Origin of the sequence: Mycobacterium sp. DL (assembly GCF_039729195.1) — a bacterium.
Taxonomy (GTDB): domain Bacteria; phylum Actinomycetota; class Actinomycetes; order Mycobacteriales; family Mycobacteriaceae; genus Mycobacterium; species Mycobacterium hippocampi_A.
In genome coordinates, this window is the sequence record NZ_CP155796.1 from 5,893,996 (window position 1) to 5,916,734 (window position 22,739).

The following is a 22,739-nucleotide window of genomic DNA, read 5'->3' on the forward strand; positions in this document are numbered from 1 at the left end:
CATTTTCAGCAACAGGAGAACCCTTGAGCGCCAACAGTGTCCGTCTTGGGCTACAGGACCTGATCTTCATCTACGGCGAGACGTCGAGTTCGAAGATGCACGTCGCCGGGCTTCTACCGTTCACGCCGCCCGCAGACGCGCCGCGTGACTACCTGCGGAAGATGATCGACGAGGCGAGGCGCCAAGAGGTGATGGCGCCGTGGAACCGCAAACTCGCGCACCCGCGACTCCAGTTCAGCCCGGTGCACAGCTGGGTGACCGATACCGACTTCGATTTCGACTACCACGTCCGCCGGTCGGCGCTCGCCAGCCCGGGTGACGAACGGGAGCTGGGCATCCTGGTCTCCCGGCTGCACAGCAACCATCTCGACCTGACACGTCCCCCGTGGGAGATCCACGTCATCGAAGGGCTCGAGGGCGGACGGTTCGCGCTGTACATGAAGATCCACCATGCGCTCGTCGACGGTTACAGCGCGATGCGGATGCTGGCGCGCAGCCTCACGACGGACCCCGAATCGCGCGACACCCGGATGTTCTTCAACACCCCCATGCCCAAACGCGAGCACCGCGCGCCCGCGGCGCCGACGAACCTGCTCACGTCCACGTTGCGGGCGCTCGGCGGGTTCGGCTCCCAGGTCGCCGGCGGGGTCAGCTCGGCGGTCGATCTGACCAACGCGATCGTCAAGACCCAGATCCGCCGCGACGGCGAGTACGCACAGATCGCCGGTTCGGCGTCGGCGCCGCACAGCATCCTCAACGCACGGATCAGTCGCAACCGCCGATTCGCCACCCAGCAGTACGAATTCGATCGGCTGCGCGCGGTGAGCTCCCAGCACGGCTCGACGATCAACGACGTGGCACTGGCGATCATCGGCGGGGGTCTGCGCAAGTTCCTCACCGACTTCGACAAGCTGCCCGACCGCTCGCTGATCGCGTTCCTTCCGGTCAACGTGCGACCCAAGGGCGACGAGGGCGGCGGCAATGCGGTGGGAGCCATCCTCGCGCCGATGGGCACCGACATCGAGGATCCGGTCGAGCGACTGGAGAAGATCACCGCGGCCACCCGGGCGTCGAAGGCGCAGCTGCAGACGATGTCCCCCACGGCGATCATCGCCTACACCGCCGCGCTGCTGGCGCCTGCCGGCGGTCAGGTCGCAGGTGCCCTGACGGGCCTGCAGACGCCGTGGCCGTACACGTTCAACCTGTGTGTGTCGAACGTGCCCGGACCTCGGGAACCGTTGTACTTCAACGGTTCCCGACTGGAAGCCACGTTCCCGGTGTCCATTCCGATTCACGGGATGGCGCTCAACATCACGCTGCAGAGCTACGCCGAGACGATGAACTTCGGCTTCGTCGGGTGCCGCGACGCGCTTCCGCACCTGCAGCGACTCGCGGTCTACACCGGTGATGCGCTCGGCGATCTGGAGAAGGCCTCGCTGCGCTGACGTCAAGAAGTTCGCGCATCGAGGACAAGCAGTGCGACATGCAGCGACGTTCGCGATTCACCGTCGTCGAGGTCCACACCGAGACGTTCCCGGATGACGGCCAGCCGCTTGTAGAGCGCAGGGCGGCTGATGTGCAGGCGTTCGGCGACCGCCACCTTGTTCCCGGCCTCGGCCAGATAGACACGCAGCACCGCGACGTTGGAAAGATCACCTCGGTCATCTTCTGCCAGTAGTGATTTGAGCTCTGTCTCGGCAAACTGCTGCACCCGCCTGTCGTCGCGCAACAGCGTCACCAGACCTCGTAGCCTGGTGTCCGCGGCGCGGAAGTAGGGCCGGGAATCCCCCATGGAGATGGCCACTTCGGCGATGTGTGCGGCCTCGGCCAGTCCTACGATGGCATCGGTCACCGTGCCCACATCGGCGGCCAGCGCCAGCACCGAACCTTCGGCGGCGTCCACACGTTGCACCTCGCGGCGAAGCGCCTCACCAAGCGCGGTCAGAGCTTTTGATGCCACGGCAGCCCTGGTGTCCTTGAGCGCGAGAACCACACCGACCTCGCCGTCACCCTGTAGTGCAAAGAGCCCGGTATGGCCCGCGGCGTTGACGGTGTGCGCGACGGCGTCGAGCAGTGCGACGTTGCGCCGGTGGGTGGCGACGGGATCCCCGGACCGCCGTCGCCGTTCGACCCTGATCACGGCCGGAAGGTAGAACGCGCACGCCCGAAGCCCCAGCGCGTGCGCCCGGGCTGCGGCCTCACGTTCCTCGGTGACCCTGCCTCGACGCACGTCGTCGATGAGTCCGCTCTGGGCCTGCTGCTGCAGCCCTGACCGGTCTCGCTCGATCATGCGGTGCATGGCGAGTGCGGCCGCCGCGCGCTCGAGAACCCTGGTCGCGCGGCCGGAGTCGGCGGGAGGGCGTGGTACGACCAACCGACCCCATTCCTCCGAGCGGGGGCCGACCGCGGTCACCGCCCATGCCTCGGCGTCGGCTCCGGTTCCGGGGCTGCGCCGCGATCGGCGCTCCCAGTCCTGCAGCGCGGAGGCGTCGGCATTCGCGGAAACCGCCAGCGCACGATGTGAAAGATCCTCCAACACAACGGGTTCATCGAGCATCCTGGCTGCGGCGTCCACGATCCCCCCGACCGATGCCCGTCGCATGCTGAGCTCGGTGAAGGTTTCGTGGACGCGGCGGTCGAAGGCGACCTCCTCGTATTGTTCGGCGACGATCCGGCGGTGCACGGCCTCGGTCACCTCGACGAACCGGATGGCACGGTGCAGCACCACGAGCGCAAGGTCGAGCTCCTCGGCGATCGGCGCGGCATTTCCCGGAAGTTGCGGCACCTGGCTTCCCAACTCGACAACCACTCCGATCGCCCCGGCGGAAGCCAAGCGTTGCAGGTACTTTCGCGGAGATCTCGCAAGGGCGGACCCTGTTGTCAACACCAACTCCCCGCCCTGCAGCAGCGCGGACAGATCCGCCAAGTCGCTGCCGTGGACCCAACGGAGAGGCTCGTCCCACCGGCGCGCGGAGAGCACCTCGGGGTCACCGGCCTGCACAACCGGCAGCGCGATGACTTCACCTACCGTCAGCGTCATTGACACAATGTAATGCAATCAGCGAAATCGGAGTCATTCTGTCACGCCGCCCATGGAGTATTCAGCCGCACACTGAGTGGCATGCAGACTATTTCTCATTGGGTGGACAACAAGGAGTTCGCGGGAACGGGCAGCGCGACTGCGCCGGTGACGAACCCGGCGACCGGTGAGGTGACCGGGCAGGTGGCGTTGGCCACTGTCGCCGATGCGCAGACGGTGATCGACGCCGCGGCGGCGGCGTTCCCCGCCTGGCGCGACACCAGCCTGGCCAAACGCACCCAGGTGCTGTTCAAGTTTCGGGAGCTGCTCAACGACCGCAAAGGCGAGCTCGCCGAGATCATCACCGCCGAACACGGCAAAGTCGTCTCCGACGCCCTGGGCGAAGTGTCCCGCGGCCAGGAAGTCGTCGAATTCGCCTGCGGCATCCCCCACCTCTTGAAAGGCGGCTTCACCGAGAACGCCTCCACCAAAGTCGACGTCTACTCGATCCGCCAACCGCTCGGCGTGGTCGGCGTCATCTCCCCGTTCAACTTCCCCGCGATGGTGCCCATGTGGTTCTTCCCCGTCGCGATCGCCACCGGCAACACCGTCGTCCTCAAGCCCTCGGAGAAAGACCCCACCGCCTCGCTGTGGATCGCCAAACTGTGGGCCGAAGCCGGCCTGCCCGCAGGCGTCTTCAACGTCCTGCAGGGCGACAAAACCGCCGTCGACGAACTGCTGACCAACCCGAAGGTCAAGTCGGTCAGCTTTGTCGGGTCCACCCCGATCGCCCAGTACGTCTACGCCACCGGCACCGCCGCCGGGAAACGCGTCCAAGCTCTCGGCGGCGCGAAGAACCACGCCGTGATCCTGCCCGACGCCGACCTGGACCTGGCCGCCGACGCCATGGTCAACGCCGGCTTCGGCTCCGCCGGTGAACGCTGCATGGCCATCTCGGCCTGTGTCGCGGTCGGCCCCATCGCCGATGACCTGGTCGCCAAGATCGCCGAACGCACCACACCGCTGAAGATCGGCGACGGCACCCAAGACTCCGACATGGGCCCGCTGGTGACCAAGGCCCACCGCGACAAAGTCGCCTCCTACATCGACGCCGGCGAGAACGACGGCGCCAAGATCGTCGTCGACGGCCGCACCGTCACACCCAACGGCGGCGCTGAGGGTTTCTGGCTCGGCCCCACCCTGATCGACCAGGTGACCCCCGAGATGAGCGTCTACACCGACGAAATCTTCGGCCCCGTCCTCTCGGTCGTGCGCGTCGAGACCTACGACGAAGCCCTGGACCTGATCAACGCCAACCCCTACGGCAACGGCACCGCGATCTTCACCAACGACGGCGGCGCGGCCCGACGATTCCAGAACGAGGTGCAGGTCGGCATGATCGGCATCAACGTGCCGATCCCCGTGCCGATGGCCTACTACAGCTTCGGCGGCTGGAAAGCCTCGCTGTTCGGCGACAGCCACGCCCACGGCATGGACGGCGTCCAGTTCTTCACCCGCCAGAAAGCCATCACCAGCCGCTGGCTCGACCCCAGCCACGGCGGCATCAACCTCGGCTTCCCCCAAAACGCCTGAATCGCGCCCTCGGGAGTACGGTTTGTGACACATCGACCGGGAGAGCCCGTCACAATTCGTACTCTCGCGTGGCATCAACTAGATAGGTCTCCACTGTCATGACTGCGCTCGACGAAACAACGCTCGACGAAACAACGCTGCCCAATGGCCTGAGCGTGGAAGCGGCCCGCGCCGAGGCCGCTCGCACCTACGAGCTCGATCGCGCCCACGTGTTCCATTCGTGGTCCGCCCAGGCCGACATCTCCCCGATGACGATCGTGGCGTCCGACGGATGCCACGTCTGGGACGGTGACGGCAATCGGCTTCTCGATTTCTCGTCGATGCTGGTGAACACCAACATCGGCCACCAGCACCCCAAAGTTGTTGCCGCCATTGCCGATCAGGCGGCGAAGCTGTGCACGGTAGCGCCGCAGCACGCCAATGACGCCCGCTCCGAAGCCGCACGGCTGATCGCCGAGCGCACCCCCGGTGAGCTCAACAAGATCTTCTTCACCAACGGCGGCGCCGATGCAGTCGAGCATGCGGTTCGGATGGCCCGGCTGCACACCGGCCGCTACAAGGTGTTGGCCCGCTACCGCTCGTATCACGGCGGCACGGAGACCGCGATCAACCTGACCGGCGATCCGCGGCGCTGGCCCAACGATCACGGCAATGCCGGCGTTGTGCACTTCTTCGGGCCGTTCCTCTACCGGTCGCGCTTCCATGCCACCACCGAAGCCGAAGAGACCGAGCGCGCGCTCGATCATCTGCACGAGACCATCCGCATGGAGGGGCCGTCGACCATCGCGGCGATCATCCTCGAGTCCATACCCGGCACCGCCGGCATCATGGTCCCGCCGCCCGGCTACATCGCCGGAGTGCGGGCGCTGTGCGACGAATACGGCATCATCTTCATCGCCGACGAGGTGATGGCGGGCTTCGGCCGCAGCGGAAAATGGTTCTCCATCGACCATTTCGACGTCACACCGGACCTGCTGACCTTCGCCAAGGGCGTCAACTCCGGCTACGTGCCGCTCGGTGGGGTGGCGATCAGCCCGGCGATTGCGGACACCTTCGCCCATCGTGCGTATCCGGGCGGGTTGACGTACTCCGGCCATCCGCTGGCGACCGCCGCCGCCGTCGCGACGATCAACGCGATGGCCGACGAGGGCATCGTCGAGAACGCCGCACGAATCGGCAGCGAGGTGATCGGACCCACCCTGCGCGAGATGGCCGACCGGCACAGCTGCGTTGGCGAGGTGCGCGGTGCGGGCGTCTTCTGGGCGGTCGAGTTGGTGGCCGATCAGGAAACCCGCGAACCGCTCGCCCCGTACGGCAGCTCCAGTGCCGCGATGAACGCGGTGATCGCGGAGTGCAAGAAGACCGGGCTGCTGCCGTTCGCGAACTACAACCGCATCCATGTGGTGCCGCCGTGCATCATCACCGAGGAGTTGGCGCGCGAGGGCCTGGAAATCCTGGACCGTGCCCTGGACGTCGCCGACGCTGCCGGCGCCTAACTGCCGAGTTCGCCGGAGATGCCGCGCTCGAGTGCGACCCGGGCGCGTTCGGGCAGCACGATCAGGCCGTCGAGTTCGCGCCGCGCCAGGTGGTAGGCCCGTTCGCGTTCCTGCGACGTCGCCGCGTTGTCGGTCGATACCCGCAGCAGCCGTTGTGCGCGGGCGAGGCGCTCCTGCTCCTCTCGGGAGAAGTAGCTGCGGCTGCGCCTGATCGCCTCGCCCTCGGCGACATCGAATGCGGTGACGTACTCCTGGACCGCGTCGATGTACTCGCGGGCAGCGTCGCGGTCGGCGAGCAGGTCGGACACGTCGGCGGGCCGCAGGAAATCCGAGCGGAGCTTGGCGCGGTGGAAACGCTCGGTGAGTGGGTCGCGCATATCGGTCATCAGCGGATAGTCGAGCAGCTTGGCGACGTCGAGTTCGTACTCCAGCCAGCGGGTGTCGGTCCGATCGTGCTCTTCGACCGTCCGGGAGATCACGCGGCGCTGCGCGGCGTCGCCGTCTGACCGCGGCGGCGGCGCGGACGGCGACTCCGGCGTCGACGGCAGCTCTGCTGACCGACGCCCCCGCGCTGACGTGATGGCCCTGAACGTGGCGTAGCCCACACCGGCCAGCGGCACGAGCACGATGAGTAACTCGGCCAGGCGGAAGAGCAGTCCCATTCAGCCAGCTTGCCACCACCGCGCGCGGGCTTCGTTAGACCACTTAGGAAATTTTCCTGACTCAGGTGTTTTATTTTTGTCTCCGCGGGCAATTGAACCGTCATGCGAAACAAGACTTCTTCACCTCGAACCCTCGGATCCTTGCTCTTCGCGGGTGCCGCTGCGACCGCCATCGCGACCGCTCCCATGGCCTTTGCGCAGAGCCCCTTCAACACCAACCCGCCGCCCCCGCCGCCCCCGCCGGCGTGCGTCAATGCCGACGGTGCCCCGTGCTACGTGGGTCCCGACGGCGCTGCGGGCACGATCCCCGGTGGCCCCGGCGGCGTTGCCGGACCCGGCGGCGCAGCTGGCGCGATCCCGGGCGGCCCCGGTGGCGTTGCTGGCCCCGGCGGTGCCTCAGGTGCCATCCCCGGCGGTCCGGCCGGCGTGGCAGGTCCCGGCGGCGTGAGCGGCAGCACCAACCCCGGAGGTCCGGCCGCTGAGGCTGGTCCGGGCGGGGCCAGTGCTGCCGTTCCCGGTGGCCCGGTGGGCGAAGCCGGACCCGGTGGTGCGGCAGGCGCGATTCCCGGTGGACCTGTCGGTGAAGCCGGCCCCGGTGGCGTCAGCGGAAGCACCAACCCCGGTGGCGTCAGCGGTGCCGCAGGACCGGAAGGCGCGACCGGCGCGATCCCCGGTGGCCCGAGTGGCACCGCAGGACCGGGTGGAGCGAGCGGTTGCATCCCCGGTCTGGGCTGCGCGACCATCCCCGCACCCTGACCTGACCAGATAACCGTGCCCGGGGGCCGGGCCTGATTCCCCGATCAGGCCCGGCCCTTCGGCGTGTCAGGAACCGGCGGTGGCTACGGTGGCGAGCGTGGACGGCAAGGTGGTGATCGTGACCGGGGCGGCCCGAGGTGTCGGTAAGGGCATCTCGACCGCACTGATCGAGCGGCGCGCGTCGGTGCTGCTCGTCGACCGCGACGAGGGCATGCTCACCCGGACCGCGGAAGGCCTTCGGGCGGCGGGCGGTTCAGTGGACGTGCTGGTCGCCGACCTGAGAGACCGTGACTGCGCGAATCGCATCGTGGACTCGGCGCTCACCACGTTCGGCGGACTGCACGGTCTGGTCAACAACGCCATCGCCACCAACGAGCCGAAGCCGTTCCAGGCCATCACCCGCGAGGACTACGACCTCGTCTTCGACGTCGGCCCACGCGCGACCTTCGAGCTGATGCAGGCGGCGTACCCGGTGTTCGCCGACAACGGCGGCGGAAGCATCGTCAACCTCGGATCGGGTTCGGGCACCGTGGGCAAGCCTAAGTTCGGCGCCTACGCGGCGGCCAAGGAAGCGATCCGGGGGATGTCGAAAGTGGCTGCGCTGGAATGGGGACGGCTCAACATCCGGGTCAACGTGGTCTGCCCGTTCGCCGAGACAGAGAGCATCAGCATGTGGCGCGAGCTGGCCCCGGAGAGCTACGAACGCACCCTGCGCGGTGTTCCGATGGGGCGCCTGGGCGACGTGGGCTCCGACATCGGACCGGTGGTGTGCTTCCTGCTGGGCGACGATTCGTCGTTCGTCACCGCGCAGACGATCATGGTCGACGGCGGGGCCGCCGGCTTCCGCTGAACAGAAGGATCGGGTGTGCAAGCGGTTCCCGTCATCGCGCTGACCGGCTATCTCGGCGCCGGCAAGACGACGTTGCTCAACCACGTGCTGCGCAGTCCCCTGGCGCGGATCGGGGTGGTGATCAACGATTTCGGTGAGCTCAACGTCGACGCCGCGCTGGTGACCGGGCAGGTGGACGAGCCGGCGTCGATCGCCGGTGGGTGCATCTGCTGCCTGCCCGACGACGGCGGCCTCGATGTTGCGCTGGCCCGTCTGGCGGACCCCAAGCTGCGGCTCGACGCCATCATCGTCGAGGCCAGCGGTCTGGCCGATCCCGTAGCGATCTCCCGCATCATCCGCTTCAGCGGGGTCGACAACGTCCGGCCGGGTGGGGTCGTCGACGTGCTCGATGCCGCCACCCACTTCGACACCGTGGATCGCGACCCCACTCCACCGGCTCGCTACGGCGCCGCGACGCTGGTGGTCGTCAACAAGCTCGACCAGGTCGCCGACGGCGACCGCACGGCGGCGCTGCAGCGCATCGAGAACAGGGTCCGCGAATGCAACCCGCACGCACAGGTGGTCGGCGCGACGGCGGGGCGGATCGACCCTGCGCTGCTCTACGACGTGACCGTCGCCGGTGAGGAGACGGGCCAACTCACGTTCCGCGAATTGCTCGTCGACACCGAGAACCTCACGCCCCACGCAGACGACCACGACCACGTCCACGCGGATTCCGTCACGGTGGTCGGCGACGGGTGTGTGGACCCCGGCGCCGTCATCGACGTCCTGGAGCATCCCCCGGCGGGCGTGTACCGGATCAAGGGCACCGTCGCGGTGCGCTACCGCAGCACCACCCGTGTCTACGTCGTCAACGTCGTGGGCCCGTCGGTACACATCGCCGCCGCCCCAAGAGGTACGGCCCCAGGCGGCACGAACGCCAACTGTCTGGTCGCGATCGGGATGGGGCTGGACACCGACAACGTCCGGGACCGGTTGAAATCGGCACTGGCCCCGGTCACCGGCGTGGCGTCCGCGCAGGGCGTCCGGCGGCTGCAGCGCTACCGCAGGTTGAGCATCTGATCGCATACTGGCGTCATGGCTGAACGCGCGATCCCCGAACTGAACGTGCTGGGCGCACCACTGGATCCGTGCGGCACCGAACCGCTGACCGGTTTCTATCGCGACGGGTGCTGCAGCACCGGCGATGAGGACCTCGGTCGGCACACCATCTGCGCGGTGGTGACGACGGAGTTCCTCGAGCACCAGCGCTCGATCGGCAACGACCTGTCGACCCCCATGCCCGCCTACCGGTTCCCCGGGTTGGCTCCCGGCGATCGCTGGTGTGTGACCGCCCTGAACTGGCTGCGAGCACACGAGGACGGCTACGCCTGCCCGGTGGTGTTGGCCTGCACGCACGAGCGCACCCTGGAGACCGTGCCATTGGACGTACTCCGGCAGTACGGTGTCGACGTTCCCGACGACCTGGCCGGTCTGTAGCACGACGGCCGCTCGGTTAACCTTCGGTATGGCTTCGGTGTTGACGGTGAACACGGCTCAGGCGCCCGCTGATCTCGGTGGGCTGCGGACCGGCATCAACAAGCGTCCCAGTGACGAGCCGCTCGAGGTTCGTGCCCCCGGCCCCAGGAAAGGTGGCCTCGGCAGCGGCGTCGTGGGTGACTCGGTCTGCAATTCACGGCACCACGGTGGCGACGATCAGGCTGTATATGCCTATGCGCGTGAGGATCTCGACGGCTGGCAATCTCGGCTGGAGCGGGAGCTGACCAACGGGATGTTCGGGGAGAACATCACGACCTCCGGTGTGGATCTCACCGAATGCCTGGTCGGCGAACGATGGGCCGTAGGAACCGACGGCCTGATCCTCGAGGTCACGAGTCCGCGGACGCCGTGCAAGACGTTCTCCACCTGGCTGGACATTCCGGGGTGGATCAAGACGTTCACCGCCGCGAAACTGCCCGGCGCGTACTTCCGGGTGATCGAGCCGGGGACCATGCGCGCAGGTGATCAGATCGAGGTCCTCGACCGTCCGGATCACTCGGTGACGATCGGCACCGTGTTCCGCGCGCTGATGCTCGAGCCCGACCTTCTGCCCACCCTGGCGCCGGCGGATGCCCTGCCCGAGAAGATCAAGCAGCAGATCGCCCGCCGGAGCAGCGCATAGTCTCTGCCGCACAACAGAACCGGCGCAGGTGTCAGACACCTGCGCCGGCTTGTTGATCGGTGGATCAGCCTCAGTATCAGCTGATGCCGACGACCTCCTGTGCGATCGCGGCCAGCCGCGTCTGCGCGGCGGAGACGACGCGCTGCCGCTCCTTGTTGGCTTCCTCGTACGCCACGATCACCCGGATGTCGGTGGGATCGGTGAGTTCCTTGATGGCACTGACGGCTTCGTTGACATTGAGCTCGTCGTATCCGGCGATGGGGAGCTCGGACGCGTCGAGGATGCCGGTGGCGCTACGCGCCGCGTGGATGGCATCCGCAGCCTGACCGGCGCCCTGCTCGCGGGCGATCCGCTCAGCGGTTTCCAGGGCCGAATCACGTGCTCCGACAAGCGCCTTGGTGGCGATGTCACTGGTACGTGCACCACGATCGACGAGATCGCTGACTGCGGGTCGCACCGACCGGAGGGCCTCCGCGGCACGTTCGGCCCGACGGGTGGACCAAGTCAACGGCAGGTTGACGAACTTGACGGCGAATCCAGCGGCGGCCTGCATCGGGGTCCGCCGCAGTGCGGCCGGGCCACCGAGGGCGTCTTCGGCGAGGACGGTGGTCAGCCAATCCACCGTAGCGGTGTGCGCGGTGATCAGACGGGTGGCGAGCGCTTCGACGTCCTTGTGCTTGGCGGCGACGGCGAGGGCCTTGACGTAGCGGGACCGGTCGAGCAGCTGACCCTCGAGGGCGAGGTCACCGAGAAGTGCCTCGTCGAAGGGTTCGGCCTGCTCGGTCAGCGCCTTCACAGCCGCGGCGGCACGGCCCAGGAACGGGCCGATCACGTCGGGATATCCGCCGAGATCGCGGATCGCCTTCTCGATGGCCTCGGCCCGGATTCGGGCGTTGTCCGCGTTCTGCTGCAGTTCGGTACGGACCGCGTCGGTGCGAGCCTGCACCACACGGGTTTCGGCGACCTGGATCTCCGTATGCGTCAGGTCCAGCAGGCTGCGCAACTGCGTGAGCAGGGTCGCGGTGGTCACGGTGGTCGGTGTGATTGGTGTTGCCATTTTTAGGTTGCACCCCTTGATCTAATAGAGTTTCGGTCAGCGCATGGCTGCGCCTGACTGTCGGTTACCCGTCGACGCGCACTCCATAGCCCCGATGTCGGCAATGTGAGAAACCTTTCTCAGAGGTGTAGTTCGGGAACCTTCGGGTACGCGCGGGAGTCGCTGGTCGGGCCGGTTTGGTGGTGATCCTGCCGGGTACTACCCGATCGTGATGCCCATCCTGGTGCAACCTGTGTTGCCCGAGCCCCGCGGACCGATCTCGATGTCGGTGCTCGATCTGCTGTCCGAGCGCGCCCCGCTCCATCAACTGAACCGGGTCGCAACATCCTTCGCCGATGCCGATCCCTACGGCGTCGACGTGCAACTTGCGCTCTACATCTGTTACGAGCTGCACTACCGCGGGTTCGCCGACGTCGACGCCGGCTGGGAATGGAATCCGGGTCTGTTGCACCTGCGCGGTCGGCTCGAAGAGCTGGTCCTGGACGCGGTGACCGAGGATGTCGGCGAGATCGACGAGGGCGCCACCGCCACGGCCGAGTTGGATGCATTGTGTGTGGAGCCCGTCGGGGGTACCGGACCGTCGTATCACCTGCGCGACGAGGGCACCTGGGAGCAGATGCGGGAGTATTTCGCCCACCGGTCGCTGTACCACCTCAAGGAGGGGGATCCGCACGCGTGGACCATTCCCCGGCTCACCGGTCAGGCCAAGGCGTCGTTCGTCGCCGTCGAGTACGACGAGTTCGGCGGCGGCAGGGGCGCCCGGCTGCATCAACAGCTGTTCGCCGACCTGATGGCCGGTGCAGATCTCGACACGTCCTATCTGGGTTACCTCAACGACGTGCCCGGCGCGACGCTAGCCGTGGTGAACGTGATGTCGATGTTCGGACTGCACCGGCGGCTTCGTGGTTGTTCGGTCGGGCATTTCGCCGCCACCGAGGTCACCTCGCCCCCCGGCTCACGCCGCATGGCGCAGGCCCTCGAACGCCTTGGCGCGCCTGACGATTGCCGCGATTTCTATCTGGAACACGTGGAGGCCGACGCCGTCCACGAACAGGTGGTCCGCACAGATGTGGTGGGAGACCTGGTGGCCCGCGAACCACAACTCGACCACGATGTGGTGTTCGGGATCCGCGCCTTCGACGTGGTCGAGAACCGGCTCGCCGACCACCTCATGCAGTGCTGGCAGGAGGGCCGTTCTTCGCTGCGGCGTTCCCTGGACTGACTTTTCGGCGATGGCTCGTGTCGCACAGCGGGTATGTCTTGGACCGTCGACACGCACAGATCGCCACCATGAAGCGGTCGGACTCCACGATGCTGCCGTCGGGCATCTCGATGCGGACCGGACCTTCCACCATCACCGGCCCGGCCGGGACGACGCGGACCAGCCGCGGTTCGCCGGTCACGGCGCGTCTGCCCGGATCACCACGATCCTCTCCTCCTGGCGTCCCGGCTGCAGCAGGCCGGTACGCGTCAACCACTGCGCGCGCGCCGACATCACCGGGCCGAACGGGATGTACTGCTGGGCGACGATGTCGACGTGCATGCCGTGGGCGCGCAGGGCTGACAGCGTGGACTCCACGTTCGAGCATTCCGACTGGACCACCAGCAGGGTGCCACCTCCATCGACCAGCAAGGGTGCGGCGTCGCACAGCGGGTCGAGCACGCTGCGCCCGTCGCTGCCGGCGTTCCAGGCTCGGGCGGGCCCGGCCGTGGACGGGATGGCGTCGGTGTCGTCGGCCGGCCCGTGGGGCACGTAGGGAGGGTTGGACACGACCAGGTCGTAGGGCCCGAATTCCTCTGCGCGCGACCATGACCCGCGATGCACCTGCACGCTGACGCCTGCGGCCGACGCGCTGGCGCGGGCATACCGCACGGCCTTCGGGCAGATGTCGAAAGCGGTGACCTCTGCCGCACCGGCCTCAGCCGCCGCGATCGCCACCACGCCGCTTCCGGTACAGAGATCCGCTACCCGCGCTCCCGACGCCAGCCCCGCGTCGACGATCGCGTCGATCAGCAGGTGCGAATCCTGTTGCGGGGGATAGATCCCAACCGGCACCTCAGGTGCATCGAAGTCTGTGTAAGCAGTGGTCACGTGGGTTCTCCTCGAAGACTGCCGACACCGGTCCGGCGTCGCTTCTCCAAGATGCCCGCTCCGGCATGGCCCAAACCCGTTGGGAGCGCCCGGTCAGGCGACGGCAGCGCGCGGCAGGGCGCGCACGGCCCTGCGGATGGCGAGGTAGATCAGCGACGACGTCACCGCGAACACCGGCCACCCCATCACGATCCGGGCGGCCGCCAGCAGCCCCTCCTGGTCGGTGTCGTACAGGTAGTACTGCACCAGGAAGCGAGTCCAGGACACCACCGCCATCGTGATCGTGACGACGTCGAAGGCCAGGCGCACCCGCGGGACGCGTCGCCACGTGTCGTCGCGGCCGGTGACCCTGGCCCAGACCACGCCGACCAGCGGCCGGCGGATCAGCACCGACGTGGTGAACACGATCGCCATCACCAGGTACATCCAGATGCCGGGCAGGTAGAAGTCCTTGGCCTGCCCGGTGACATAGGCGAAGGCCGCGCACACGCCGACACCGGCGAAGCCGAGCACCGCCGGCCGGGTGGATTCCCGCCGCAGAACCTGCCACGCCAGCACGGCTGCGGCGGCGGACAGCGCCGCGACGATCGCCGGGATCAGACCGGCGGCCGGGGACACCACGGCGAAAGTGGTGACCGGCAACGCGGTGTAGACCAGTCCCCGGATCCCTCCTGCGCGCGCCAGCAACCCGTCGATCGGCGTCCCGGCGTTGGTCATGGCGTCCAGATTACTGACGGCGCTCGCAACCGCCGTTTGTGAGTTCACTCTCAATGCCGCCATCTGGTGCCTGCGGCGTTTGGCCCGCACGCGGTACCGGGAAGGCTTTCCCTGTGTCGCGACCGATGTCGCTCGTTGGCGCAGAACCCCCTGATCGCCGCGATCCATCCATTTCAGGAGCACTGTTGTGATGCCCGACATGTTCGACCCCACCGGCCACCCCGTCGTCAGCGCGGCATGGATCGTCGGGGCTCTGGGGATCGCCTACGCGATTGGGCTGGGGTTGTCGTGGACCGTCCAGCGGCTCGGTCGGCGCAGCGCTGTCCTACACGACGTCGCACAGCTGACCCGCCGCCCGGTGCGGGCCACGCTGATGGTGATCGCAGCCTCCGCAGTGCTTCGACGGGTCGCCGAACCCGATTCGGGGTGGCGCGCCTTCCTCGATCACGCCCTGATCCTCGTGCTCATCGGGACGATCACCTGGCTGTTGGCCAGCCTGGCGTCGGTGGCCGAACGACGGGTGATCGCCCGCTTCGCCGGCGGCGACGCCGGCCTGACCGACGCCGACCGGCACCGTCGGAAGATCCGCACGCAGGTCACGGTGCTCCGTCGGCTGGTCATCGCCATCGTCGTGGTGCTCGGCGGGGCAGCGGCACTGATGACGTTCCCGTCGTTCAGCGACATCGGAAAGACGTTGTTCGCGTCGGCGGGTGTGCTCTCGGTAGTCGCAGGGCTGGCTGCTCAGACCTCGCTCGGCGCCGCCTTCGCCGGGATCCAGATCGCCTTCTCCGACGCCATCCGGGTGGGCGACGTCGTCGTGCTGGAGGACGAGTGGGGCCGCATCGAGGAGATCACGCTGACCTATGTGGTCGTGCACCTGTGGGACGAACGCCGCCTGGTGCTCCCGTGCACCTATTTCACGACCACCCCGTTCCAGAACTGGACACGCAACGCCACCGAACTGCTCGGCACCGCGGAACTCGACGTGGACTTCACCGTGCCCTTCGACGAGATGAGGGCCGAACTGGACCGGCTGCTGCAGGCCAACCCGCTGTGGGACGGCCGGGTCGGCGTCCTGCAGGTGACTGATGCGGTCGACGGCTACGTCCGGGTTCGGATGCTGGTCAGCGCGCCCAATGCCGGGGCTCTGTTCGATCTCCGGTGTGATGTGCGCGAAGGCATGGTGGCATGGCTGCAGCGTGCGAATCCGGGCGCGCTGCCGCGCCGCCGGCTCGAGCACCAGAGTGGACGTGACGCGAGCATCGCCGGCGGAGCCCCGCTACGAACTGACCGGCAGGCCGATTCGGGTCTGTTCACGGGCAACCCGGACGCCGAGCGCCGCGGCCGCGCCTTCGATCAAACCGAGGACATCGCGCCGGACCCGGATCGCGAGTTCGCCCGCGTGCGCTACGACGGCGGCTGAGCGGCCACCGACCGGTGACGGCGAACAGCCGCTCGCGACCGTCGGGAACCGAAGTGGCGGCTTTTTAGTGCCACCCATTCCATGCTGAACCCAGGTCCGGGGAGCCGATGCCGGGGTGGCCGCCAGATCGCACAAGAGGCCCAATAATGCCCAGTTCAGGGCGATTTTTGACGAAGCCTGAGCGTCCGCGGGCGATAGGTCGGCGCTACCGCAACCCCCCGGTTCGCCCCGGGCAACTGCGCCCTGACTGACCTCTGGCAAGGTTGCGCCGCGGAAAGTGCCGTGCCTATCCTTACCCAGCGCCGACGGCCACCGACATCGGATGGCACGGCGGCACAGAAATGCACGCAAAGCTCAGGTGCCCGACTACCTGCAGTGGCCGATCAGGTCGAGCCAGACCGCCCCCGAAAGGATCCATTCAATGACCACACCGCAGGAATACATCGACGACATGGCCGAGAAGCGCGGCTACGTGCTCGACTACCACAAGGTCATGGCCAAGCACGATTTCCCGGTGCTGCAGGCTGCGAACGGCGTCGTGAGTGCCGCCTACCTGGACCAGCGGACCCTCGACCGCAAGACCAAAGAGCTGATCTTCATCGTCAGCCTGACAGTCATGCGAGCGTCGAAGGGCCACATCCAGAGCCACATCCGAGTCGCCCTCGATCTTGGCGTGAGCTCACAGGAGATCCTCGAGGCCATCGAGATCTCGCTTCCCGAAGCCGGCATCGTCGCCTTCCAAGCCGGCGTCGAGGCGTGGCGCGAGGTGGTCGGTGCCGACGGTATCGAGCCTCGTGTGCTGGTTCACGAAGGCGGTGCGGGTCAGTCGGACTGATGTCGGCCGCTCACCGCGTCACCCGATGCGGTGGGACCCGGCGCGGTGGATCGACAGACGGTGCTCATATCTCTCGGAGGCGTGCACCGTCACGGAGATCTCGAGCGGTGTACCAGCAGAATTGCGAAACACCCGCTCCACCCGCAGCGCGGGCCGGCCCGCGGTCGTGTGCAGCGATTCGGCCAGCGCATCGGGTACGGCGATCGCGGTGACCGTTTCGTCGGCGCTGGCCACCGGACCCGCCATCGCGCCGACGGACGCCACGATCGTGCCCACGACCCGGCCTTCGGGGATCTTGTCCTCGGACACGAGCCTGTTGCCGATTTCCGGGGGAAGGAAGATCTCGGTCAGAGCGAACGGTTCGCCCTCAACCCACCGACGGACGGTCAATCGGGCCACGACCGGACCCGAGAGTTCCAGTCGCTCAGCGACTTCGGTATTGCGCTGTAACGCGACCGGCGAGATGACCTCCATCTCCGTGCCCTCCCATTGTTCGAGAGCTTCGACCGAACCGGTGGAGCGAACCGCGCGCCCTTTCGTGGGCCGCGTTGCGGGATAGGTTCCCTTGCCTCGAACCCGGTACACCAGTCCGTCCGCGACCAACTCCTGAAATGCGCGCCGCACTGTCTGACGTCCGAGGTCATAGGTGAGCATCAACTGGGTGTCGGTGGGCAACGGTGTGTTCGGTCCGTATTTGCCGGCTTGGATCTCCTCGGCCAGCAGCAGGGCCAGTCGGCGATAGTTCGGCAGATCGGCACCGTCCGGCAATTCGGACACGGTCATGGATGAACTTTAACCGAGTACGCCGTCACTATCGGCGGACCAACGGCCGCCGCGTCCGAGTCGGCCCACCCCGTCTCCAAGACGATCGTCAGTGTTCTCCCCTGATCGCGGCGGGACAGCGGAAGTATCGGCTTTTTTGTCGTCGGCCTGCTTGGTATCTGGGTGTCGTGGATCCGCTTCGCGAAACGCTGTTGATATCCGGGCCGACAACGCTTTTACGCAGTTGGGCAGGTGCGGCTCGCGGATCTACAGTCCCCGCTGGCTGCGATCTACATACCTGTAAACACCTCGACGGCGGTCTACATGCGCTTGCTCGCCGGAAAGTGCCGTGCTTATCTTGACCAGTCCGTCCTGCTTGGTTGATGGACCCTGTTTCCCACTGCTCATTGGAGAATTTCATGACCGACACCTCCCCGGCGACCCTGTTCATCGGCTTGGGGATGATGGGCGAGCCGATGGTGCGCCGCTACGCACCCACTCGACGCACGCTCGTCTCCGACAAATCCGCCGAAACCGCCGGGCGGGTGGCTGCGGACAACCACATCGAGGTGCTCGCCGACCTCGGCGAATTGCCGGATTGCGTGGATGTTGTCATCTTGATGCTGCCCAACACCGACGTCGTGGAGAAAGTGCTGTTGGGTGAGGGCCTCCTCTCCCGGATGCCCTCTGGCGGGCTCATCATCGACATGGGTTCCTCGGAGCCCGCGAGCACCCGTGCGCTTGCGGCCCGCGCCGACGAACTCGGCATCGACTTCGTCGACGCCCCGGTCTCCGGCGGTGTCGCCAAGGCGGAGGACGGCACGCTGGCCATCATGATGGGAGGCTCGGTTCCCGCGATGAACCGAGCCAAGGCGCATGTCGCGCCGCTGGGTTCCCGCGTCCTCGAGGTCGGCGCTGCCGGCAGCGGACATGCCGCGAAGGCACTGAACAACTGGTTGTCGGCTGCCAACATTGCCGCCGCCGCCGAGATATTGAGCATTGCAGTGGATTTCGGCGTTCCGCCGACCGTGATGATCGAGGTGCTGAACGCATCCACCGGACGTAGCCAAGCCACCGAAGTCAAGTACCCGAAGCACATCCTGCCCGGCTCCTACGACTCCAGGTTCGCACTGGATCTCATGCTGAAGGACCTTCGGATAGGCAGTGGACTCGCCGAGCAGTGCGACGCCTACGCACCGATTCTCTCCACCGTGCTCCAATCCGTGGAACAGGCGCAGTCGTTTTACGGCGTACCAGGCCTCGACCACACCGAACTCGCCCGCTACTACGCCGACAAGAATCACGTCAGCTTCCAGACTGGCTGACGACGATTTAGTAGGCAATTATGGTTGACACTGGCATAAGTACCGGCATAAAGTTCAAACCCGTTAGCTGCAGTGCTTTGCCACCCACGCTTCGGTGAGCTCGCGGAGCGTGACCACCCCGGGGTTCCGTGTGCTCGTGCGCCTTTCCACCAGCGTGAGCTGCGATTTCAGGTCGCCACGGCGGTGGGGCACTTCAGCTGGCGGGCCGGTTCTAAAGATGCGGCTATATCGGAACAATCAGCAGATCAACGACGATCGGACAGCCACGATGACGAGTCTTCCCATTCGAACGATGCTGGCGACGGGCGCCGCGCTCACTCTCGCCCTCTCGGGTTGCGCCTCAGGATCCTCTGGCTCCGACTTCTCCGGCGCACCGGTGCGCTGGATCATCCCGAGTTCTCCCGGTGGCGGCTTCGACACCACGACCCGCCAACTCGAACCGTTCTTCGCCGAAGCGCTGGGTACCACAGCCGAGGTGGAGAACCGCGAAGGCGGTGGCCAGGCCATCGGAGCGCAGGTGATGCTGACCGACGGTGCCGACTGCACGAGCGTCGTCACCCACGGCGTGCCGCACCTGATGTTCTCCTACATGACACAGGACGTGGATTTCGACCTGGACAGCTTCGCCCCGATCGGCGGCATCAGCATCGAACCCGGGATCATCCGCGTGATGAACGATGCACCGTGGCAGAACATCCAGGAGTTCGTCGACGACGCCGGAGCCCGGCCGGGCCAGGTCAAGATGAGCGTCTCCCTGCTCCAGAGCAACAACTACATCGCGCTGCTGCAGATGGAACGCGAATTGGGAATCGATCTGAACATCATCGGCTACGACGGAGGCGGTCCCTCGCGTACCGCCTTGGTCAGCGGCGAGGTCGACGGCACCCACGCCGGGGTGTTCAACAGCCTGGCCATCGCCGACGACTCCCGGGTGCTCGCGGTGACCCAGCCGGAGAACAAGTGGCCCGAGGTCACCAACGATGCACCGCCCATCAACGAGGCACTCCCCGTGGAGTTGCCCGCCAACGCGTCCAACTACGGTTTGTTCGCGTCGGCAGAGTGCCGCGACAACAACCCTGAGCGCTATCAGGCGCTCGTCGACGCGCTGAAGACGTCGTTGGAGAACGAGGAGTATCTGGCCACACTCGCGGAACTCGGCGAGGAATCGAAGATCTCCTACCTGACGCCCGATGAGCTCTCCGACCTCGCCCAGGAGTCCCAGACCGAAATCGAGCAGCTCCTCGAGGCGAACCCGAACGCGTTCTCCGGCTGAGCGATCGGTCCGGGGAAAACTGAGCTACCTGAATCCTGTTGTCCAGAAGCTACATTCAGTGCTATCGCGGAGAAGTCGAGGTTCGTTGACGATTGTCGAACGGCTCAGAGGAACGGGTTGCTGTTCGCCTGCCACTCGGCCGATTGCGGGCGCGGGCCGAACCGCCGCACGTAGTCCTCGTCGATGTGCGCCTTCTTCTTGCGGTTGATCACGTCGACCAGGTTCGGGTCGAGACCGTGTTGCGCAAGCCGGTGGCGACGCCACACCTTGTTGAGCGCCAGCGCCATCAACAGGCTCCAGGTGTAGATCGGCACCGTCATCTCCAGATGCACATACAGCGACGCCGGCAGCAGCCACAGCGGAGCGAGCAGGAAGAACGGCGGGATCGCCATCCGGATCATGTGCCGCCGAACCGCCCCCTGCGCGGCGAGATCCTCGGCCACCCAGGTCCGCATCGAGGCCGGCAGGCGACGACCGTATGAGTAGCCGATGTACTGCAGAAATGACGGTCTGTCCGTGGCCATGATCGCTCCCTGTCGTTCTTCGTCTTCAAGTATCTACAGAGCGCCGGCTGCGAGCGCGGCGGAGTTGACTCTGGTCAGCACCCGATGCAGCTCCTCGAGCTCGCCGAGCTCGACACCGAGGCGTGCCACTACGGCACCGGGTACCGCCAGCGCGCGGTCCCGTAGCGCCGTACCCTCCCCGGTCAGCTCGACATCGGTCGACCGCTCGTCGGCGGCGCTACGGGTCCTGCTGATCAGCCCCAACGCCTCGAGGCGCTTCAGCATGGGTGAGAGCGTGGCCGAGTCCAGCTGCAGCGCCGTCGCAATCCGCTTGACCGACAGCGGTGACCGGCGACCCGGGGAAGTGCGCTGGTTGTCCCACAGCGCGAGCATCACCAGGTACTGCGGGTGCGTCAGGCCCAGCGGCTCGAGCAGCGGCCGGTAGACCGCCAGAACCGCACGATTGGTGACCGCCAAGGCGAAACACACTTGCCGCTCGAGGGCGAGCGGATCGATATCGGAAGTCACCTGCGCAGACACAAGTTGGATAGTACCCGATTAGTTAGGGCACTATCCAACTGTGATGTGTCTCTACCGCCTACAAGCGCCCGACGGCATAGGCGGCGCCCTCGTTGACGCTTCCGTTCACCGCATACAGCGCGTGTGCGAACGTCGGTCCGCCATCGGGTGCACCGGAGCAGATCGTGTCACCGGGGGTGCACAGCTCCAACGTCTTGTCGGCGTACAGCGGGCCGATCGTGATGGCCGGCGCGCCGTACCTGCTCAGGAACTCACCCGACGGGGTCCCGAAGAGCACGACAGCGGCGACGTTGTCGGCCACCTCAGGTGGCAGCGGCCGCGGCGCCAACTCCGCCGGCACGTCGCTCGGGACCACATCCGAGGTTGCGAAACCGGAGACCACGGCCCCCTGGGAGAACCCTCCCAGAACCAGCCGGGTATCCGGGCAGTCGGCCGCCATGGTCTGAATTCGGTTGCCCGCGTCGCGGATTCCATCGACCACCGTCGCCTTGAACGCCGCGCGTTGGTCGAAATTGCTTCCGGCCGGATAATTCACCGGGTAGACCCCGACCGTCCTCGGTCCGGCCTGGGCGCGCACCGCGTCAACGAAGCCCTGTCCGACGCCGCCGACACCCGGGGCCTCCCCGGTGCCTCTGGCAAAGATCACCTCGACATCGGGGCACGGCGCCTGCGCTGCCGCTGACGGCGCGACCACCCCGACGAGCGTTGCCCATGCACCGAGCACTGCGGCGACTCCGCCTCGAACCATTCGTCGTGCTGCCATGAAAACTCCTCCAAGTCACTGGCGCGCAAACGGAAGGGCGCCAACCCAGCAATACCCGGACGTTCGCCGGTCAAACGACGGGAATTAGCCGGCGCCGGTCACGGCCAGGTCGACGACGAGTGGACGATGGTCTGACAGCGGCGCCGCGAAGGCCCTGTCGCCGCTTGCCCGCAGGCCCGGATGATCGGTGAGAATGTGGTCGATCTGACGTTGCGGCGCCGCCGCGGGAAATGTCGGTGCGCTCGCCAGCGCGCGCATCCGCGAACATCTCGCCGCCGCGCCCGGAGGGAGGTTGAGGTCCCCCATCAGCAGATGCGGCCCAGGTCGGTAGTGCAACATCCTGACCAGGCGGCGCAGTTGACGGCGGTTCCAGCCGGGGATGAATGACAGATGTGTGTTTGCGACGGTCAGCGGACCCAACGGCGTGTCGAGCTGGGCGATCACGGCCGCCCTCGGCTCCTCTCTGACGATCCGGACGCGGTGCGGTTCGGGCAGGTACATGGGGACCCGGGCGCGGATCGTCGGTAGCCGCAGTACCTGCCAATCGGTCGCCGGAAATCGGGACAGCAACGCGATGCCGTAGGCCGACGTGCCCGGCTGCTCGGCGCCGGTGGCCGCCATCCAGGTGGCACCCGGCGTCCCGGAGACGGCCGCAACGAATCGGTGAGCAACGGCGCCCATTGCATCGGCCGCGACCGCGGTCAGATCGACCCGGCCCGAGCGGTCCTGATCGAGGTCGACTTCTTGAAGGGCGAGTACGTCGGCGTCGAGCTCGCGCACACTGGCCCACAGCCTGTCCCGGTCCACGACGCCGTCTTCCACCGTCCGGCCGTGCAGGATGTTGAACGTCGCGACACGCACGGATCTCATCTACCCACCGGCGACACCATCGACAACAATCAGCGGCACGGG

The 22,739-nt window shown here is 66.8% G+C and carries 24 protein-coding genes; 13 read left to right on the top strand and 11 right to left on the bottom strand.

The window, feature by feature from the left end; genetic code table 11:
- Positions 1–23: 23 nt before the first annotated feature.
- Complete coding sequence (locus ABDC78_RS28025) at positions 24–1,445, top strand: wax ester/triacylglycerol synthase family O-acyltransferase (RefSeq protein WP_178358233.1); 1,422 nt, start codon at positions 24–26, stop codon at positions 1,443–1,445.
- A gap of 2 nt (positions 1,446–1,447) precedes the next feature.
- Here the strand turns inward: ABDC78_RS28025 and ABDC78_RS28030 are convergent, their stop codons facing one another.
- Entirely contained in the window at positions 1,448–3,040 is a 1,593-nt protein-coding gene (locus tag ABDC78_RS28030; protein WP_178358232.1) for a PucR family transcriptional regulator, read from the bottom strand.
- 81 nt (positions 3,041–3,121) lie between these two features.
- On the opposite strand from ABDC78_RS28030, the gene ABDC78_RS28035 reads away from it, so the two are divergent.
- Both ABDC78_RS28035 and ABDC78_RS28040 read left to right on the top strand, forming a co-directional pair.
- Entirely contained in the window at positions 3,122–4,612 is a 1,491-nt protein-coding gene (locus ABDC78_RS28035) for a CoA-acylating methylmalonate-semialdehyde dehydrogenase (protein ID WP_178358231.1), read from the top strand.
- 98 nt (positions 4,613–4,710) lie between these two features.
- Positions 4,711–6,108, top strand: coding sequence for an aspartate aminotransferase family protein (locus ABDC78_RS28040; RefSeq protein WP_178358230.1), 1,398 nt, complete (start codon positions 4,711–4,713; stop codon positions 6,106–6,108).
- On the opposite strand, the gene ABDC78_RS28045 is transcribed toward ABDC78_RS28040, so the two are convergent.
- Positions 6,105–6,770, bottom strand: a complete 666-nt coding sequence (locus tag ABDC78_RS28045) for a hypothetical protein (RefSeq protein WP_178358229.1) — start codon at positions 6,768–6,770, stop codon at positions 6,105–6,107. The genes ABDC78_RS28040 and ABDC78_RS28045 overlap by 4 nt on opposite strands.
- A 141-nt stretch (positions 6,771–6,911) precedes the next feature.
- On the opposite strand from ABDC78_RS28045, the gene ABDC78_RS28050 reads away from it, so the two are divergent.
- From ABDC78_RS28050 to ABDC78_RS28070, 5 genes are all read left to right on the top strand, one after another.
- Complete coding sequence (locus ABDC78_RS28050; RefSeq protein ID WP_256735974.1) at positions 6,912–7,526, top strand: hypothetical protein; 615 nt, start codon at positions 6,912–6,914, stop codon at positions 7,524–7,526.
- 88 nt (positions 7,527–7,614) lie between these two features.
- Positions 7,615–8,376 (top strand): SDR family NAD(P)-dependent oxidoreductase, encoded by a 762-nt coding sequence (locus ABDC78_RS28055; RefSeq protein ID WP_178358227.1) that lies wholly within the window; start codon positions 7,615–7,617, stop codon positions 8,374–8,376.
- Positions 8,377–8,391: 15 nt separating this feature from the next.
- Positions 8,392–9,438, top strand: a complete 1,047-nt coding sequence (locus tag ABDC78_RS28060) for a GTP-binding protein (RefSeq protein ID WP_178358226.1) — start codon at positions 8,392–8,394, stop codon at positions 9,436–9,438.
- A 15-nt stretch (positions 9,439–9,453) separates the two neighbouring features.
- On the top strand, positions 9,454–9,855 hold the full coding sequence (locus tag ABDC78_RS28065) for a DUF2237 domain-containing protein (RefSeq protein ID WP_178358225.1): 402 nt from the start codon (positions 9,454–9,456) through the stop codon (positions 9,853–9,855).
- Positions 9,856–9,883: 28 nt separating this feature from the next.
- Positions 9,884–10,537, top strand: a complete 654-nt coding sequence (locus tag ABDC78_RS28070) for an MOSC domain-containing protein (protein ID WP_178358224.1) — start codon at positions 9,884–9,886, stop codon at positions 10,535–10,537.
- Positions 10,538–10,613: 76 nt separating this feature from the next.
- Here the strand turns inward: ABDC78_RS28070 and ABDC78_RS28075 are convergent, their stop codons facing one another.
- Positions 10,614–11,594 (bottom strand): ferritin-like domain-containing protein, encoded by a 981-nt coding sequence (locus ABDC78_RS28075; protein WP_178358223.1) that lies wholly within the window; start codon positions 11,592–11,594, stop codon positions 10,614–10,616.
- Positions 11,595–11,805: 211 nt separating this feature from the next.
- On the opposite strand from ABDC78_RS28075, the gene ABDC78_RS28080 reads away from it, so the two are divergent.
- Entirely contained in the window at positions 11,806–12,816 is a 1,011-nt protein-coding gene (locus ABDC78_RS28080) for an iron-containing redox enzyme family protein (protein ID WP_178358222.1), read from the top strand.
- Here ABDC78_RS28080 and ABDC78_RS28085 read toward each other — a convergent pair.
- The 3 genes from ABDC78_RS28085 to ABDC78_RS28095 all read right to left on the bottom strand — a co-directional run bounded on the left by ABDC78_RS28085 (position 12,764) and on the right by ABDC78_RS28095 (position 14,403).
- A complete protein-coding gene (locus ABDC78_RS28085; RefSeq protein WP_178358273.1) occupies positions 12,764–12,949 on the bottom strand; it encodes a CDGSH iron-sulfur domain-containing protein in 186 nt (61 codons plus the stop codon). The two genes, ABDC78_RS28080 and ABDC78_RS28085, sit on opposite strands and share 53 nt — an antisense overlap.
- A gap of 44 nt (positions 12,950–12,993) precedes the next feature.
- Complete coding sequence (locus ABDC78_RS28090) at positions 12,994–13,686, bottom strand: HemK2/MTQ2 family protein methyltransferase (RefSeq protein WP_178358221.1); 693 nt, start codon at positions 13,684–13,686, stop codon at positions 12,994–12,996.
- A gap of 93 nt (positions 13,687–13,779) precedes the next feature.
- Positions 13,780–14,403 carry a DUF3159 domain-containing protein gene (locus tag ABDC78_RS28095; RefSeq protein ID WP_178358220.1) on the bottom strand — a complete coding sequence of 208 codons (624 nt, stop codon included), beginning with the start codon at positions 14,401–14,403 and terminating at the stop codon, positions 13,780–13,782.
- Positions 14,404–14,593: 190 nt separating this feature from the next.
- Between ABDC78_RS28095 and ABDC78_RS28100 the strand changes: the two genes are divergently transcribed.
- Positions 14,594–15,826: a mechanosensitive ion channel domain-containing protein gene (locus ABDC78_RS28100; RefSeq protein ID WP_178358219.1), complete on the top strand. Its 1,233-nt coding sequence runs from the start codon at positions 14,594–14,596 to the stop codon at positions 15,824–15,826.
- Positions 15,827–16,247: 421 nt separating this feature from the next.
- Positions 16,248–16,661, top strand: coding sequence for a carboxymuconolactone decarboxylase family protein (locus ABDC78_RS28105; protein WP_178358218.1), 414 nt, complete (start codon positions 16,248–16,250; stop codon positions 16,659–16,661).
- Between the two features lie 18 nt (positions 16,662–16,679).
- On the opposite strand, the gene ABDC78_RS28110 is transcribed toward ABDC78_RS28105, so the two are convergent.
- Positions 16,680–17,444, bottom strand: a complete 765-nt coding sequence (locus ABDC78_RS28110) for a GntR family transcriptional regulator (protein ID WP_178358217.1) — start codon at positions 17,442–17,444, stop codon at positions 16,680–16,682.
- 398 nt (positions 17,445–17,842) lie between these two features.
- On the opposite strand from ABDC78_RS28110, the gene ABDC78_RS28115 reads away from it, so the two are divergent.
- Together ABDC78_RS28115 and ABDC78_RS28120 are read left to right on the top strand one after the other, a co-directional pair.
- The gene (locus tag ABDC78_RS28115) at positions 17,843–18,748 is read left to right on the top strand and encodes an NAD(P)-dependent oxidoreductase (protein ID WP_178358216.1); all 906 of its coding nucleotides are present in this window, start codon (positions 17,843–17,845) and stop codon (positions 18,746–18,748) included.
- 292 nt (positions 18,749–19,040) lie between these two features.
- Positions 19,041–20,021: a tripartite tricarboxylate transporter substrate binding protein gene (locus tag ABDC78_RS28120; protein ID WP_347133255.1), complete on the top strand. Its 981-nt coding sequence runs from the start codon at positions 19,041–19,043 to the stop codon at positions 20,019–20,021.
- A gap of 104 nt (positions 20,022–20,125) precedes the next feature.
- On the opposite strand, the gene ABDC78_RS28125 is transcribed toward ABDC78_RS28120, so the two are convergent.
- The 4 genes from ABDC78_RS28125 to ABDC78_RS28140 form a co-directional block, all read right to left on the bottom strand.
- Positions 20,126–20,545 carry a DUF5313 domain-containing protein gene (locus ABDC78_RS28125; RefSeq protein WP_178358214.1) on the bottom strand — a complete coding sequence of 140 codons (420 nt, stop codon included), beginning with the start codon at positions 20,543–20,545 and terminating at the stop codon, positions 20,126–20,128.
- A gap of 33 nt (positions 20,546–20,578) precedes the next feature.
- A complete protein-coding gene (locus ABDC78_RS28130; RefSeq protein WP_178358213.1) occupies positions 20,579–21,064 on the bottom strand; it encodes a MarR family transcriptional regulator in 486 nt (161 codons plus the stop codon).
- 58 nt (positions 21,065–21,122) lie between these two features.
- Positions 21,123–21,827, bottom strand: coding sequence for a cutinase family protein (locus tag ABDC78_RS28135; RefSeq protein ID WP_178358212.1), 705 nt, complete (start codon positions 21,825–21,827; stop codon positions 21,123–21,125).
- 84 nt (positions 21,828–21,911) lie between these two features.
- Entirely contained in the window at positions 21,912–22,688 is a 777-nt protein-coding gene (locus ABDC78_RS28140; protein ID WP_178358272.1) for an endonuclease/exonuclease/phosphatase family protein, read from the bottom strand.
- Between the last annotated feature and the right edge of the window lie 51 nt (positions 22,689–22,739).